A 15,768-nucleotide genomic window follows, 5' to 3' on the forward strand; every position below is an offset into this window, starting at 1 on the left:
ATCTTCGCGAGCAGGCTCGCTCCCAAAAAAAACCGTGCCCCGGCTGGCGAAATCTGTACGCATTCGCTAACGCCCCCTCGCGCAAAACCCCTTCCCTGCGTTCCCCCGCCCAAACCCCAGTGCAAAAAAGTATCAACAAAAGTGCTAGGGATGATTTGTCAGCTCCGCCGTGGAAGGCTGTAATCAGCGCAGATTCTTCCTGCATTCGGAAGACACAAAAACAATAACTGTCCTTCTGCCCCGTCGGGTGTCAGAAAAGGAGTGCACGATGCAACCCACTGCAAAAGCTCTGCTCGCTCTCACCTGCATGACCCTCAGCAGCGTCAGCCTTGGCGCCCAGACCCTGACCATCGCCACCGTCAACAACAGCGACATGATCCGCATGCAGAAACTCTCGAAAACCTTCGAGAGCGAGCATCCGGACATCAAGCTCAATTGGGTGGTGCTGGAAGAAAACGTCCTGCGTCAGCGCCTGACCACCGACATCGCCACTCAGGGCGGCCAGTTCGACGTGTTGACCATCGGCATGTACGAAGCCGCACTCTGGGGCGGCAAGGGTTGGCTGGAGCCGATGAAGGACCTGCCGGCCAGTTACGCCCTCGACGATGTCTTTCCGTCGGTGCGCGAAGGCCTGTCGGTGAAGGGTTCGCTGTATGCGCTGCCGTTTTACGCGGAGAGTTCGATCACCTATTACCGCACCGACCTGTTCAAGGAAGCCGGGCTGACCATGCCGGAGCGGCCGACCTGGGAAGAGATCGCCGGGTTTGCCGAAAAGCTCACCCACAAAGACAAAGAGCAGTACGGCATCTGCCTGCGCGGCAAGGCCGGCTGGGGCGAGAATATGGCGCTGGTCACCACGGTCGCCAATGCTTATGGCGCGCGCTGGTTCGATGAGCAATGGAAACCGGAATTCAGCGGCCCGGAGTGGAAAAACGCGCTGAATTTCTACGTCAACACCATGAAGAAATCCGGCCCGCCGGGCGCATCCAGCAACGGTTTCAATGAAAACCTCGCCCTGTTCAACAGCGGCAAATGTGCGATCTGGGTCGACGCCAGCGTCGCTGGTTCGTTCGTCACCGACAAGACCCAGAGCAAGGTCGCCGATCACGTCGGTTTCACCTTCGCTCCGCATCAAGTCACGGATAAAGGCTCGGCGTGGCTGTATTCGTGGGCGCTGGCGATTCCGACCAGCTCCAAGGCCAAGGACGCAGCAAAAACCTTCAGCGCCTGGGCCACGTCCAAAGAGTACGGCGAACTGGTTGCCAAGACCGATGGCATCGCCAACGTGCCGCCGGGCACCCGCGCTTCGACCTACAGCGACGCGTACATGAACGCCGCGCCGTTTGCCAAAGTGACGCTGGAATCGCTGAAGGCCGCTGACCCGAGCAAACCGACGCTGAAACCGGTGCCGTACATCGGCATTCAACTGGTGACCATTCCTGAATTCCAGGCAGTCGGCACCCAGGTCGGCAAGCTGTTCTCGGCAGCGCTGATCGGCCAGACCACGGTGGATCAGGCGCTGGCGGCGGCGCAGCAGACCACGGAACGCGAGATGAAGCGCGCGGGTTATCCCAAGTAACCGCTGAATGCCTTGCTCCTGCCTCTTGTGGGAGCGAGCCTGCTCGCGAAGGCGTCGTGTCAGCCAACACACATGACACTGACCCAGCGCTTTCGCGAGCAGGCTCGCTCCCACATGGGGATCTCCATAGGTCTGTATGACTCGGTTGTGAATGCCATGAATACTTCAACTGCCAAAGCCCACATCGACCTGTCGCCACCGCAGCGCAAGCTGCGCGTGCGCAATCCCGGCTGGTTTCTGGTCAGCCCCTCGGTGGCGCTGTTGCTGCTGTGGATGATCGTGCCGCTGGGCATGACCCTGTACTTTTCGATGATCCGCTACAACTTGCTCTATCCCGGCGAAAACGAATTCGTCGGGCTGGAGAACTTCACCTATTTCCTCACTGATTCGGGTTTCATGCCCGGTGCGACCAATACGTTGTTGCTCGTTGGCAGTGTGCTGCTGATCAGCGTGGTCTTCGGCGTATTGATCAGCGCGTTGCTGGAGGCCAGCGAATTCCTTGGGCGCGGCCTGGTGCGGGTCATGCTGATCTCGCCGTTTTTCATCATGCCCACCGTCGGCGCGTTGATCTGGAAAAACCTGATTTTCCACCCGGTCTCGGGGATCCTCGCCTACATCTGGAAGCTGTTCGGTGCGCAACCGGTGGACTGGCTGGCGCACTACCCGCTGCTGTCGATCATCATCATTGTTTCGTGGCAATGGCTGCCCTTCGCGATCCTGATTCTGATGACCGCGATGCAATCGCTGGATCAGGAACAGAAAGAAGCCGCGCGCCTGGACGGCGCCGGCCCGATCGCGATTTTCTGGCACTTGACCCTGCCGCATCTGGCGCGGCCGATTGCTGTGGTGGTGATGATCGAAACAATCTTCCTGCTCTCGGTGTTCGCCGAAATCTTCACCACCACCAACGGTGGCCCCGGCTACGCCTCGACCAACCTCGCCTACCTGATCTACAACCAGGCGCTGGTGCAGTTCGACGTCGGCATGGCTTCGGCGGGCGGCTTGATTGCCGTAGTCATCGCCAACATCGCCGCGATCATTCTGGTGCGAATGATCGGCAAAAACCTGACTGACAAAGCGTGAGGCCTGCCATGACGCTCCAACAATCCCGCCGCCTGCAAAGCCTGCTGCTCGGCACGCTGGCCTGGGCCATCGCGATCGTGATTTTCTTCCCGATCTTCTGGATGGTGATGACCAGTTTCAAGAGCGAAATCGACGCTTTCGCCACGCCGCCGCAGTTCATCTTCACGCCAACGCTGGAGAACTACCTGCACATCAACGAGCGCAGCGACTACTTCAGCTTCGCCTGGAACTCGGTGGTGATCTCCTTCAGCGCCACCGCCCTGTGTCTGTTGATCGCGGTACCGGCGGCGTACTCGATGGCGTTCTATGAAACCCAGCGCACCAAAGGCACGCTGCTGTGGATGCTCTCGACCAAGATGCTGCCGCCGGTGGGCGTGCTGATGCCGATCTACCTGCTGGCCAAGAGTTTCGGCCTGCTCGACACGCGCATTGCGCTGATCGTGATCTACACGCTGATCAACCTGCCGATCGTGGTCTGGATGGTTTACACCTACTTCAAGGACATCCCCAAAGACATCCTCGAAGCCGCCCGCCTCGACGGTGCGACGCTGTGGCAGGAAATGGTCCGCGTGCTGCTGCCGATCGCCAAGGGCGGCCTCGCCTCGACCGTGCTGCTGTCGCTGATCCTGTGCTGGAACGAGGCGTTCTGGTCGCTGAACCTGACCTCATCGAATGCCGCACCGCTGACCGCGTTGATCGCCTCGTATTCAAGTCCCGAAGGGCTGTTCTGGGCCAAGTTGTCGGCCGTATCGACCCTGGCCTGTGCGCCGATTCTGATCTTTGGCTGGATCAGCCAGAAGCAACTGGTGCGCGGCCTCTCCTTCGGTGCCGTGAAATGAACATCCCGAATCCAACCCTATCCCCTGTGGGAGCGAGCCTGCTCGCGAAAGCGGAGTGTCATTCAACCCTGATGTCGACTGACACGGCCCCTTCGCGAGCAGGCTCGCTCCCACAGAAAAGCCGATCTGGTTTAACCCAATAATAAATTGCGGAGGCCCATCTCATGGCCAACCTGAAAATCAAGAATCTGCAAAAAGGCTTCGAAGGCTTTTCCATAATCAAGGGCATTGACCTTGAAGTGAACGACAAGGAATTCGTAGTCTTCGTCGGCCCGTCGGGCTGCGGCAAATCCACCCTGCTGCGCTTGATCGCCGGGCTGGAAGAGGTCAGCGGCGGCGCCATCGAACTCGATGGCCGCGATATCACCGAAGTCAGCCCGGCCAAGCGTGATCTGGCGATGGTGTTCCAGACCTACGCGCTGTACCCGCACATGACGGTGAAAAAGAACATGTCGTTCGCCCTCGATCTGGCCGGCGTGCCGAAAGCCGAAGTCGAGCGCAAGGTCGGCGAAGCGGCACGCATTCTTGAACTCGGGCCGATGCTCGAGCGCAAACCCAAACAGCTGTCCGGCGGTCAGCGTCAGCGCGTGGCGATCGGCCGCGCCATCGTGCGCAACCCGAAGATTTTCCTCTTCGATGAGCCGCTGTCCAACCTCGACGCGGCGTTGCGCGTGCAGATGCGTCTGGAACTGCTGCGCCTGCATAAAGACCTGCAAGCGACGATGATTTATGTGACCCACGATCAGGTCGAAGCGATGACCATGGCCGACAAAGTCGTGGTGCTCAATGGCGGCAGGATCGAGCAGGTCGGCTCGCCGCTGGACCTGTATCACAACCCGGCCAACCTGTTTGTCGCGGGCTTTCTCGGCACGCCGAAAATGGGTTTCCTCAAAGGCAAGATTGCCCGCATCGACGGCGCCAGCTGCGAAGTTTCGCTGGACGCCGGCACACGCATCACCCTGCCGTTCAACGCCGCCAACCTCAGTGTCGGCAGCGCTGTCACGCTGGGCATTCGCCCAGAACATCTTGAGCTGGCGCAACCCGGCGACTGCACGTTGCAAGTCACTGCCGACGTCAGCGAACGCCTTGGCAGCGACACCTTCTGCCACGTCACCACCAGCGCCGACGAAGCCCTGACCATGCGCGTGCGCGGCGATCTGGCCAGCCGTTACGGCGAGCAATTGAGCCTGCGCCTGGACCCGACTCACTGCCATCTGTTCGATGCCGAAGGTGTGGCGCTGACCCGTCCACTGCGCGCTGCGGCCTGATTTCGAGACTATCCGATGAAACTCAACCAACAGAACCTCAATCGCCTCGCCGCCCAAGTGCAGCTGCCGGGCTACGACCTCGGCGCCACACGCCAGGGCATCGCCCACATCGGCGTCGGTGGTTTCCATCGTGCGCATCAGGCGTATTACACCGATGCCTTGATGAACACTGGCGAAGCGCTGGACTGGGCAATCTGCGGCGTCGGGCTACGCCCGGAAGATCGCCGCGCCCGCGATGATCTGCGCGAGCAGGATTACCTGTTCACCCTGTTTGAACTGGGCGACAGCGATGACACCGAAGTGCGCGTCATTGGCGCGATCCGCGACATGCTGCTGGCCGAAGATGGCGCGCAAGCACTGATCGACAAACTCGCCGAACCGCAGATCCGTATCGTTTCGCTGACCATCACCGAGGGCGGTTACTGCATCGACGACAGCAACGGCGAATTCATGGCGCACCTGCCGCAGATTCAACACGACTTGGCCCATCCCGAAGCGCCGGGCACCGTGTTCGGTTTCCTCTGCGCCGCGTTGGCCAAACGGCGTGCGGCGGGCGTTCCGGCATTTACTGTGATGTCCTGCGATAACCTGCCCCACAACGGCGCCGTCGCCCGTAAGGCGCTGCTGGCTTTCGCCGCCCTGCGTGATCCGGATCTGCGCGACTGGATCGACCAGAACGTCAGTTTCCCCAACGCCATGGTCGATCGAATCACACCGATGACCAGCACCGCGCATCGCCTGCAACTGGCCGACAAACACGGCGTCGACGATGCCTGGCCGGTGGTCTGCGAACCATTTGTGCAGTGGGTACTGGAGGACAAATTCGTCAACGGCCGCCCGGCGTGGGAAAAGGTCGGCGTGCAGTTCACCGACGATGTGTCGCCGTACGAAGAGATGAAGATCAAACTGCTCAACGGCAGTCACCTGGCGCTCACCTATCTGGGTTTCCTCAAGGGTTATCGCTTCGTCCACGAGACCATGAACGATCCGCTGTTCGTGCGTTACATGCGCGCCTACATGGACCTGGATGTCACGCCGCAACTGGCGCCGGTGCCGGGCATTGATCTGAGCGAATACAAGGACACGCTGGTCGCGCGGTTTTCCAATCAGGCGATTGCCGATCAACTGGAGCGTGTGTGTTCGGATGGCTCGTCGAAATTTCCCAAGTTCACCGTGCCGACGATCAATCGGCTGATCACTGATGGCCGCGAGACCAAACGTGCAGCGCTGGTCGTGGCGGCGTGGGCGTTGTATTTGAAGGGTGTGGATGAGAATGGCGATACGTATTCGATTCCGGATCCGCGAGCGGCGTTTTGCCAGGGGCTGGTGGCGGACGATGAGTTGATCACCGAGCGCCTGTTGGGCGTAGAGGAGATTTTCGGCACGGCGATACCGAAGTCGGCGGAGTTTGTTGCGGCATTCGAGTGGTGCTGCCAGAGTTTGCGCGAGGTTGGGGTTTCGCGGACTCTGGAACGGGTGCTCGGCTGAAAAGCCCCTCACCCTAGCCCTCTCCCGGAGGGAGAGGGAACCGACCGCGTGGTTCTTCCGTTATTCATCGACCTGAAATTCCGAGTCGAATACAGAGTGTGAAAGGCATGAAAATCTGCTCCCTTTCCCCCTCGCCCCCATGGGGGAGAGGGCTGGGGTGAGGGGGTAGCTCTTGATCTTCAGCGCAATCTGACAGGCCCATACATGACAACAACAAAGCTCTTCCTGGGTATTGACTGCGGCACCCAAGGCACCAAAGCGATCATCCTCGATGCCGGCAGCGGCCAGGTGCTCGGTCTGGGCGCAGCGCCGCACACGATGATCAGCGGCGCCAACGGCCGCCGCGAACAAGACGTTCAGCAATGGCTCGACGCGTTCGTCAGCGCCACCCGCCAGGCCTTGCAAGCGGCAAACGTCGACGGCCAAGCGATCCTCGGTGTCGGCGTCTCCGGCCAGCAACACGGCCTGGTCCTGCTCGATGAGCAAGGCGCAGTGCTGCGTCCGGCCAAACTCTGGTGCGACACCGAAACCACGCCGGAAAACGAGCGCTTGCTCGCGCAACTGGGCGGCGAGCAAGGTTCGCTGGAACGCCTCGGCGTGGTCATTGCGCCGGGCTACACGGTGTCGAAACTGCTCTGGACCAAGGAGCAGCATCCCTATGTGTTCTCACGCATCGCCCGAATCCTTTTGCCCCACGACTACCTCAATTACTGGCTCACCGGCCGCGCTTGCAGCGAATACGGCGATGCCTCCGGCACCGGTTATTTCAACGTGCGCACGCGGCAATGGGATGTGCAGATCCTGCGCGACATCGACGCCAGCGGCCGTTTGCAAACCGCGCTGCCGGAGCTGATCGACGCGCACGCCGCCGTCGGCACTCTCCTCCCGGCAATCGCCGAGCAACTCGGCATCAACCCCAACGCGGTGGTCTCGAGCGGCGGTGGCGACAACATGATGGGCGCCATCGGTACCGGCAATATCCAGCCCGGCGCGATCACCATGAGCCTCGGTTCGTCCGGCACGGTCTACGCCTATTCGGAGGAGCCGAACGTCAGCGCCGATGCCTCGGTTGCCACATTCTGCTCCTCCAGCGGCGGCTGGCTGCCGCTGATCTGCACCATGAATTTGACCAACGCCACCGGTGCGATTCGCGAACTGTTCAAGCTCGATCTGCCGACCTTCAACGAACTGGTCGCGCAGTCGCCCATCGGTGCCGAAGGCGTGAGTATGCTGCCGTTTCTCAACGGTGAGCGCGTTCCCGCCCTGCCCCACGCCACCGGCAGCCTGCATGGCCTGACCATGGACAACCTGACCCAGGCCAATCTGTGCCGCGCGGCCGTCGAAGGCACCACCTTCGGTTTGCGTTACGGGCTGGATTTGCTTCGCCAGAATGGTTTACAAAGCCTGCGCATTTGCCTGATCGGCGGCGGCTCGAAGAGCGCGGTGTGGCGGCAGGTCGTCGCCGACATCATGAACGCCCCGGTCATCTGCACCGAGCAAAGCGAAGCCGCCGCACTGGGTGCGGCGATTCAAGCGGCGTGGTGCGCATCGCGCTCGAACGGCGATGATGTGTCCCTGGCCGATCTGTGCGAACGCTGCGTCAAACTCGACGCGCGCAGTGAAACCCTGCCGATCGCCGCCAATGTCGCGGCGTTCCAGCAGGCTTACGAACGCTATCAACAGCATGTCGCAACCCTATAACGAGCAAACAACTATGTACCTGGTGTGTGGCGAAGCCCTGTTTGATTTCTTCAGCGAAAACGATGCCAGCGGTCTGGCCTCGAAAGTCAATTTCAAGGCAATTGCCGGCGGCTCGCCGTTCAACGTTGCCGTAGGTTTGCGGCGTTTGGGCGTGGACTCGGCGCTCTTCGGTGGGCTGTCCACCGACTACCTCGGCCGCCGTTTGCAGCGAGTGCTGCAGGACGAAGGCGTGCGCCCGGACTATCTGGTGGATTTTGCCGCGCCGACCACCCTGGCGATGGTCGCGGTAGGCGCCAATGGCTCACCGCACTACAGCTTCCGTGGCGAAGGCTGTGCCGACCGGCAACTGAGCGAGGCGCATCTGCCGACACTTGGCGACGAGGTGCGCGGCCTGCACATCGGCTCGTTTTCGCTGGTGGTGCAGCCGATTGGCGACACGTTGCTGAAACTGGTCCAACGCGAAAGCGGCAAACGCCTGATCAGCCTCGACCCCAACGTGCGCCTCAATCCCGAGCCGAACATCGAGCTATGGCGCGAACGCATCGCCACGCTGGTACGACTGGCCGATCTGATCAAAGTCAGCGACGAGGATCTGAGCCTGCTCTATCCCGAGCAGGATCCGCAGCATGTTATTGAAAGCTGGCTCGAGCATCGCTGCCAGATCGTGTTCCTGACACGCGGTGGCGACGGCGCAACGGTGTTCAGTCGCACCCATGGCTCGTGGTCGGTGCCGGCCAATCAGGTTCAGATCGCCGATACGGTAGGCGCCGGCGACACCTTCCAGGCCGCGCTGATCACCTGGCTGACCGAACATTCGCTGGACTCGGTCGAAGGCGTCCAGCAGCTCAGTCGAGAGCAAATCGACGGCATGCTCAGGTTCGCCGTACAAGCCGCCGCACTGACCTGCAGCAAAACCGGTCCGGATCTGCCCTATCGTCATCAATTGAGCTGAGCGCGTAGACTGTCGGCCTTTTTGCGCACGACGGAAAACAGCTCTTGAATCACAGGCACATCCTCGCCCTCCTGACCATGGCCACCCTGCTGAGCGGTTGCGGCACCTCGCCGCCCCGCTCCCCGGAAGACATCTGCGCAATCTTCCGCGAGAAAAGCGATTGGTACGACGCTGCGCAAGTCACGCAGAAACGCTGGGGCGTGCCGATCCAGGTGCCGTTCGCGATCATGTATCAGGAATCCGGCTACCGCTACGACGCCAAGACGCCGCGCAAATACCTGCTCTGGGTGATTCCTTGGGGCCGCGTCTCAACCGCTTCCGGTTATGCGCAGGCCAAGGATGAAGTCTGGGCCGACTACCAGAAAAGCACCGGCCGCAACTGGGCCGATCGCGAAGACTTCGACGACGCCATCGACTTCGTCGGCTGGTACATGGACAAGACCACCTCGATCAACGGCGTGTACAAATACGACGCCTATAACCAGTACCTGAACTACCACGAAGGCTGGGGCGGCTTCCGTAACAAGACCTACGCGAGCAAAGCCTGGCTACCGCCGACCGCGCGCAAGGTGCAGAACCGTTCGGATCTATATGCGGAGCAGTATGCCGGGTGCAAGGAAGACCTCAATCGCGGGTTCTGGAGCCGGTTCTGGCATTGGTTGTAGAAGCCCTTCGCGAGCAGGCTCGCTCCCACAGGACCTTAGTGAACGCCGATTTTGTGTACACCCGAGAAACCTGTGGGAGCGGGCTTGCCCGCGATGGCAATCTCTCAAACACCATCAAAGTCTATGAAAGGCCCGATTTCACTGACCCAAACCGCCCTCCTAAGGGTTTTCCCTATGGCACTGACGCCCCACACCTACGCCATTTGCGCCTTGAATGAGGCCGTCTAATCCTGCAACATCCATCACCTGCTTATTCAACGGACGGAATTCAAGGCATGCTGGACGCCAATGCAACCCACATCACCCTCTCGATCGAAGACGCCAACGCCGACCTGCAAGTCCTCAGCTTCACCGGTCGCGAAGCCCTCAACGAACCGTTCCGTTTCGACCTCGAACTGGTCAGCGCCCGCCCCGACCTGAAGCTCGAAGAGCTACTGCACAAGCGCGCCTGCCTGACCTTCGGCGCCACCGGAGAAGGCAAGATTCACGGCCAGGTCTACCGCATCGAGCAGGGCGACTCCGGCAAGACCCTGACCCGCTACAGCATCAGCCTGATGCCGCAACTGGCGTATCTGCAGCACAACCATGATCAGCAGATCTTCCAGCAACTGACGGTGCCGAAAATCATCGCCCAGGTGCTGGAAGATCGCGGCATTCTCTCTGACGCCTACAGCTTCCAGCTCGGCGCCGAGTATCCGGAACGCGATTATTGCGTGCAATACGACGAGTCCGACCTGCATTTCATCCAGCGTCTGTGCGAAGAGGAAGGCATCCACTTCCACTTCCAGCACAGCAGCAGCGGCCACAAACTGGTGTTCGGCGACGACCAGACGGTGTTCCGCAAACTGAAGCCGGTCAGCTACCAGCAAGACTCCGGCATGGCCGCCGAGAAGCCGGTGATCAAGCGCTTTAACCTGCGCCTGGAAACCCGCACCACCCGCGTCAGCCGTCGCGACTACGATTTCGAAAAACCAAAGCTGCTGCCCGAAGGCGCGGTCAAATCCGAATTCGCCCCGGATCTGGAAGACTACGATTACCCCAGCCTCTTCACCACCCGCGAGCGCGGCAAGTTCCTCTCGACTCGCGCCCTCGAACGCCATCGCAGCGACTACAAACTCGCCGAAGGCAAAGGTGATGAACCGACGCTGACCAGCGGCCATTTCCTCACGCTCGCCGAACACCCGCGCGCCGAGTGGAACGACCTGTGGCTGCTGCTGGAAGTCTTCCACGAAGGCAAACAGCCGCAAGTGCTCGGCGAAAACGTCACCAGCGACGTCACCGACAACAAAAGCGATTTCCATCAGGGCTACCGCAACAGCTTCCTCGCCACCCCGTGGGACGCGCACTACCGCCCTGCCCTCGAACATCCGAAACCGAAAGTCCTCGGCAGCCAGACCGCCGTCGTCACCGGCCCTGCCGGTGAAGAAATCCACTGCGATCAATACGGCCGCATCAAGGTGCAATTCCACTGGGACCGCGACGGCCAGTCCGACGACAAAACCACCTGCTGGATGCGCGTCACCAGCGGCTGGGCCGGCGCAGCCTACGGCGGCATCGCCATCCCGCGCATCGGCATGGAAGTCCTCGTCACCTTCCTCGAAGGCGACCCCGACCAGCCCCTCGTCACCGGCTGCCTGTACCACAAGGAAAACGTCGTCCCCTACGACCTGCCGGCCAACAAAACCCGCAGCACCTTCAAAACCCTCAGCTCCCCGGGCGGCAAGGGCTACAACGAATTCCGCATCGAAGACAAAAAAGGCGCCGAACAGATCTACATCCACGCCCAGCGCGACTGGGACGAAAACATCGAACACGACCAGAAAATCCGCGTCGGCAACGAACGGCATGACACTGTTGAAGCCAATGTGCTTAGCGAATTCAAGGTTGAAGAGCACCGGATCACCCATCTGGACCGCATCAGCGAAATGCGCGCGGATGATCACCTGACGGTGGGTGTGACGCAGCATGTGAAGGTTGGGACTGGGCAGTTTGTTGAGGCCGGGACGGAGATTCACTATCACGCGGGTGACAAGGTGGTGGTTGAGGGAGGCATGGAGCTGACCGCCAAGGCTGGTGGGAGTTTTGTGAAGGTTGATGCGGGTGGGGTGACCATCAGCGGCACGGAAGTGAAGGTGAATTCGGGTGGTGGTCCTGGAGCCGGCACTGGCATTCAGATCCTCGCCCCATTCATTCCGGGACTCGCAGCCATTGATAACGCCGGACGCCTGATGCAAACCCGCGCTAACCAGATGATGCAGGCGGAGTCCCTCGCCGTGACGCCGAAACTCAAAGCACCTACCGGCATCTGCGTCGAATGCCTGAAAAAAGCCATGCGTGAAAAACTCGCCCTGCAATCGGGGGCAAATTGATGACGAAGAGTGACGCAGCGAAAGCCTGGAGCGAAGCGAAAAAGAACGCTCAGTCGATATTCGCGATCGTTGAGATCGGTCTGTTGCCGGAACCCGCTCGATTGCAGTTCGTCAGAGTTGACCCGTCACGACGGCCGTTGATGGTGCAACCGGAATTCGCCGAACTGCGCAACTACGGCCCGTGGCTGGTCGACGTTGGCCACATGGAATTCGAGGCCTTTCTCGCTCACGAACATTTCACCGGCTGCACCGCAATGGCCAGTTGGATTCGTACCGACTGCCCAGCCGACAAGCTCGCCGCTCACCTGAGTGATGCGTTGCTGGCAAAGAATGAAGCAGGCGAAGTCTTGATGATCCGTAGCTACGCGCCAGAAGTCGTGCCGATGCTGCACGCACGCGATGATCTGCCTTGGCATGCATGGCTGTTTGGACCGCTGCAGGAGTGGTGGGTGCCAGCAGAAGAAAATCAATGGCACTGTCTGAAGGGACTCAACCTTGAAAAGCCCGCAAGATACGAGCCTATCTTTCTTGACGGAAAGCTGTGGACGGACATGGAGATCGATCCCCTGCCCTACAGCCTCACTACTGAACTGGAAAAAGAAGCGCCTGAAGTGTTTGCCAGCACCTGTCACGGCGCCCGTTTGAAACAAGTGAAAGAAGCGCTGGACGCTGCCCGCAATGAAGGTTTAACGGACGCGGAAGACGTCACTCTATTTGCCACCCTGCAATTGATGGACCGCGGATTTCCGTCGAACTGGCCGATGTGGGAGAAGGCGAAAGAACGGGCAATCGGAGAGAAGTTGCCGCTTGGTGTGGTGATGCGAGAGTTGTCGGAGTGAGTGTCGTGATGAGCATGTTGATCAGCACGTTCTGTCTGTCTCAAAGTTTTCTGGATATTCAAGATGCATTGCTGGATAAGGAATTTACGTAAATGACCGTGGCCATGAATACTAAGCGGCAAAAAATCTGGCGTCGCCGCAATCTTGTCATCGGGGTATTCGTTTTACTGCTGCCTTTCATTGGATCGTATCTTTATAACCAGTTACGTACGCCTGGTGCGATGTTGACGTCTGAAAATTATATGGAGAGACCCATTTTTAGTTTTTGGGTCAATGATTTCTGGGGGGGAACTTAGCAGCAATGGGTAGCGGTGGCATTACGTGTTGCCAAGCCATCAAAGGCCCCACCGTAAAGGTGTCTTGGATCCTAAGCATTACAGAAGAACAATCAGAACAAGGTCTAAAACAAGAAACTCATGAGACAACGTTGACGCTACCAGAACGGCGTCGAATTGATCGTTATCTCCATGTGCGCTTTCTTCCTGGGAACATAGTGGAAATCAAATGGAGTCCAAATCTCGACAACCCTTTTAATACTGTCCCAGTCTCTGGACCGATTAGCAAACAAGGACGTTTACAATGACCAGCATAACCAATCTGGATCGAGCTCAATCAGTTAGTTCGAAGACATGCGCTAACAAAGGCACCGAAAAAAATCCGGTTTTGCCCTGCGAATCCACGCTTCACGTTGGATTCTTTTTTGACGGATTTAGTCGAAACTTGATGGACGACATTAAGGAAAGCCGTCTAACCAATGTGGCAAGACTATTTCTTGCGTACGCCATCGACCAAACCAGGTCAACTGAACAGCCTAGCGCGCACTATCGAAAATTCTACATATCAGGCTTGGGTTCAAAATTCGACGAAACCTTAGGCGGCGTTACTGAACTGAGCAATACGGGGTTAGACGGTGCCCTAAACAGAGCCAAAGACAGCGCCATAAAATCACCTGAAGACACGATAAAAAACAGCCCGCTCGACGCTGTCAAGGATGTTATTACGGGTAAAAAATGGTGGGAGAGCGCAATCAGCAATTTGAAAGGTGGTAGTTTTGCATCTAGCATCGCCAAAGCCGTGGCTCCAGCAACACTGGATATTTTTGGAGTTACTCGCGATAACGAAGCTGCAGCAACCTTCTTCAAAACCGGCGTTGATACAAGACTCGAAGCCGCATTCAAAGTTTTGGAGGAAGCATTAACCAATATCAAAGGCAAATCCGGCGCACCGGTAAAACGCATTTCGATTTCTGTTTATGGCTTTGATTTTGGCGCAACACTAGCTCGGGCTTTTGCTCACAAGCTATTTGAAGAATGTGACCCAGCGACAACAAACTTTAAGGGCGCAAAGCTCGAAGTTAATTTCGCCGGCCTCTTCGATTCAGTGGATCGCAGTGGTGAAAACTCCATCATCCTCGAATACTTGATTCCTTTCGTAAACGTTGTCGATGACGGAGAGTGTCTGCCGGGCCCAGTGAGATCTGCTCTTCATCTCGTCGCGGCCCATGAATGTCAAGACTCTAGGCGTTCGAGATTGATTGGGACTGGGGCATCAACTCCAAAATGGGAAGAGCGCTTAGTTCCGGGCACATCTTATGATGTTGGTGGAGGCTTGAGAAAGGATGACGTACCACATAGCACTGAACTCCACTTAGCAAGCCTTCACGAAATGTACCAAGCGTCGCTTCGTGCTGGAGTGCCCTTCCCCACTCTCAATGAATTGAGAAAAATCGACCTTGGCGTCGCAAAACTATTCACTTTGAATGACCATATAAATGGCACTAGTGCTATCGGGGCCAGCAATAATTACATGAGTAAAGCTGGCAATAAAAAACTATCTGCGGAAGCCTTTCTTGCTCACCGACGTTTATATATCCAACGTTTACGTGGTCTATGGGAGCTTTATCGTGGGCAACACAAAGCCTACGACGACGAGGAAGAGCGCCTTCAACGCCCTATCCTCGGCAAACAAGGCTCAATCGCACGAGCCCTTGGAATGAGCAGCGAAAGCGATGCTCAAGCTGCTAAACGCGATCAAGCACTCAAGCAAACACAACAAGGTAAGGCTGCCCTTCGCTCCGAACTCAGTTGGCTTGAGGACGTTGACCGCGAAGCCTGGAGGTTGAAAACCAGCTTCCCATCTGCCCCAGTAAAAGCACTACTAGACGAGTGGTTCGCTGCTGTCCCCAAAGGCCTTAGTTTCGACGTTGAAGATCTACTCGAATTTTACGTAAACGATCAATACATGATCCAACAGATACCTCGGGGCACAGGTATTCCGATACCTAAATACTTTCGCGTTCGAGAGTTCGACATGCCGAGCCTGAATAAAACCAAAGGGATGGCCCCCGACTATCTGGAACAGATGATGCGGAAACCTTCAGCAGAGGCTCCCGGTGCATCAACCTAAACTCAGGAAGATTCATTTCAGTCTCAAAGACTCAATATTGCTTTTCTAGTTTGGATTTCATGCGCTTGATAGATATTGCTGCGGACGCACGTCGAAAACGAACATGGCGAAGAAGGCGAATAGCCGTTGCTTTACTAGCTTTGCTGATTAGCTACGCCACCCCAAAAATCATTGATCTATTTCGTACGCCCGGCGCCATGCTGACATCAGAAAATTACACAGACCGCCCAATTTTCAGTTTTTGGGTAAATGACTTTTGGGGCGGCAATCTGTTCGCAATGGGCGGCGGTGGAATAATGTGCTGCTCCAAATTTGAGGGAGACACAGCTAAAGTCACCTGGATATTGGACATAACCCAACAGCAGCAAATACAGGGCTCGGTAGAAGAGCGCCATGAACTTCAGCTTTCGCTTCCCCAGCGCGGCCCGCACGATCAGTACCTGCATGTGCGCTTTGATCCGGGTTATAAAGTACGGCTCGGATGGAGTCCTGACTTGTTTAGCCCAATTGAACCCCGACCAACCAAGACGGTATCGGGAAGCATTGAGGCGCAGTAAAAATATGCGATTCAGCCAAGCG

The 15,768-nt window shown here is 58.0% G+C and carries 13 protein-coding genes; all 13 read left to right on the top strand.

The genetic code is table 11. The annotated features are described in order from the left end of the window. The first annotated feature begins 268 nt into the window (after positions 1 to 268). The 13 genes from AB4O45_RS00915 to AB4O45_RS00975 all read left to right on the top strand — a co-directional run bounded on the left by AB4O45_RS00915 (position 269) and on the right by AB4O45_RS00975 (position 15,746). Positions 269 to 1,579 carry an ABC transporter substrate-binding protein gene (locus AB4O45_RS00915; RefSeq protein WP_236169056.1) on the top strand — a complete coding sequence of 437 codons (1,311 nt, stop codon included), beginning with the start codon at positions 269 to 271 and terminating at the stop codon, positions 1,577 to 1,579. Positions 1,580 to 1,735: 156 nt separating this feature from the next. Further along, complete coding sequence (locus tag AB4O45_RS00920; RefSeq protein ID WP_041480415.1) at positions 1,736 to 2,662, top strand: carbohydrate ABC transporter permease; 927 nt, start codon at positions 1,736 to 1,738, stop codon at positions 2,660 to 2,662. Positions 2,663 to 2,670: 8 nt separating this feature from the next. After that, on the top strand, positions 2,671 to 3,501 hold the full coding sequence (locus tag AB4O45_RS00925) for a carbohydrate ABC transporter permease (RefSeq protein WP_016774872.1): 831 nt from the start codon (positions 2,671 to 2,673) through the stop codon (positions 3,499 to 3,501). A 164-nt stretch (positions 3,502 to 3,665) separates the two neighbouring features. Continuing rightward, complete coding sequence (locus AB4O45_RS00930) at positions 3,666 to 4,769, top strand: ABC transporter ATP-binding protein (protein ID WP_252876381.1); 1,104 nt, start codon at positions 3,666 to 3,668, stop codon at positions 4,767 to 4,769. Between the two features lie 15 nt (positions 4,770 to 4,784). Next, positions 4,785 to 6,257, top strand: coding sequence for a mannitol dehydrogenase family protein (locus AB4O45_RS00935; protein WP_460160947.1), 1,473 nt, complete (start codon positions 4,785 to 4,787; stop codon positions 6,255 to 6,257). A 204-nt stretch (positions 6,258 to 6,461) separates the two neighbouring features. Continuing rightward, positions 6,462 to 7,958, top strand: a complete 1,497-nt coding sequence (xylB, locus tag AB4O45_RS00940; RefSeq protein WP_460160948.1) for a xylulokinase — start codon at positions 6,462 to 6,464, stop codon at positions 7,956 to 7,958. A gap of 13 nt (positions 7,959 to 7,971) precedes the next feature. Continuing rightward, complete coding sequence (locus tag AB4O45_RS00945) at positions 7,972 to 8,910, top strand: carbohydrate kinase family protein (protein WP_056789741.1); 939 nt, start codon at positions 7,972 to 7,974, stop codon at positions 8,908 to 8,910. 77 nt (positions 8,911 to 8,987) lie between these two features. Continuing rightward, on the top strand, positions 8,988 to 9,575 hold the full coding sequence (locus tag AB4O45_RS00950; RefSeq protein ID WP_150741273.1) for a transglycosylase SLT domain-containing protein: 588 nt from the start codon (positions 8,988 to 8,990) through the stop codon (positions 9,573 to 9,575). 275 nt (positions 9,576 to 9,850) lie between these two features. Beyond that, a complete protein-coding gene (locus AB4O45_RS00955; protein ID WP_460160949.1) occupies positions 9,851 to 11,944 on the top strand; it encodes a type VI secretion system Vgr family protein in 2,094 nt (697 codons plus the stop codon). After that, positions 11,944 to 12,783 (top strand): DUF4123 domain-containing protein, encoded by an 840-nt coding sequence (locus AB4O45_RS00960; protein ID WP_460160950.1) that lies wholly within the window; start codon positions 11,944 to 11,946, stop codon positions 12,781 to 12,783. Before AB4O45_RS00955 ends, AB4O45_RS00960 begins: the two co-directional genes overlap by 1 nt. Positions 12,784 to 12,875: 92 nt before the next feature. After that, positions 12,876 to 13,079, top strand: a complete 204-nt coding sequence (locus AB4O45_RS00965; protein ID WP_460160951.1) for a hypothetical protein — start codon at positions 12,876 to 12,878, stop codon at positions 13,077 to 13,079. Positions 13,080 to 13,362: 283 nt separating this feature from the next. Beyond that, positions 13,363 to 15,189, top strand: coding sequence for a hypothetical protein (locus tag AB4O45_RS00970; RefSeq protein ID WP_460160952.1), 1,827 nt, complete (start codon positions 13,363 to 13,365; stop codon positions 15,187 to 15,189). A gap of 59 nt (positions 15,190 to 15,248) precedes the next feature. Beyond that, positions 15,249 to 15,746 carry a DUF3304 domain-containing protein gene (locus AB4O45_RS00975; protein ID WP_460160953.1) on the top strand — a complete coding sequence of 166 codons (498 nt, stop codon included), beginning with the start codon at positions 15,249 to 15,251 and terminating at the stop codon, positions 15,744 to 15,746. Positions 15,747 to 15,768 lie beyond the last annotated feature (22 nt).

The sequence above is a fragment of the Pseudomonas sp. S2_B10 genome (assembly GCF_054668425.1).

Coding starts and splice junctions, on each gene's coding strand:
- AB4O45_RS00915 (WP_236169056.1), top strand. CDS start 269: ATGCAACCCACTGCAAAAGCTCTGCTCGCTCTCACCTGCATGACCCTC.
- AB4O45_RS00925 (WP_016774872.1), top strand. CDS start 2,671: ATGACGCTCCAACAATCCCGCCGCCTGCAAAGCCTGCTGCTCGGCACG.
- AB4O45_RS00930 (WP_252876381.1), top strand. CDS start 3,666: ATGGCCAACCTGAAAATCAAGAATCTGCAAAAAGGCTTCGAAGGCTTT.
- xylB (WP_460160948.1), top strand. CDS start 6,462: ATGACAACAACAAAGCTCTTCCTGGGTATTGACTGCGGCACCCAAGGC.
- AB4O45_RS00965 (WP_460160951.1), top strand. CDS start 12,876: ATGACCGTGGCCATGAATACTAAGCGGCAAAAAATCTGGCGTCGCCGC.
- AB4O45_RS00920 (WP_041480415.1), top strand. CDS start 1,736: ATGAATACTTCAACTGCCAAAGCCCACATCGACCTGTCGCCACCGCAG.
- AB4O45_RS00935 (WP_460160947.1), top strand. CDS start 4,785: ATGAAACTCAACCAACAGAACCTCAATCGCCTCGCCGCCCAAGTGCAG.
- AB4O45_RS00960 (WP_460160950.1), top strand. CDS start 11,944: ATGACGAAGAGTGACGCAGCGAAAGCCTGGAGCGAAGCGAAAAAGAAC.
- AB4O45_RS00970 (WP_460160952.1), top strand. CDS start 13,363: ATGACCAGCATAACCAATCTGGATCGAGCTCAATCAGTTAGTTCGAAG.
- AB4O45_RS00950 (WP_150741273.1), top strand. CDS start 8,988: ATGGCCACCCTGCTGAGCGGTTGCGGCACCTCGCCGCCCCGCTCCCCG.
- AB4O45_RS00955 (WP_460160949.1), top strand. CDS start 9,851: ATGCTGGACGCCAATGCAACCCACATCACCCTCTCGATCGAAGACGCC.
- AB4O45_RS00975 (WP_460160953.1), top strand. CDS start 15,249: ATGCGCTTGATAGATATTGCTGCGGACGCACGTCGAAAACGAACATGG.
- AB4O45_RS00945 (WP_056789741.1), top strand. CDS start 7,972: ATGTACCTGGTGTGTGGCGAAGCCCTGTTTGATTTCTTCAGCGAAAAC.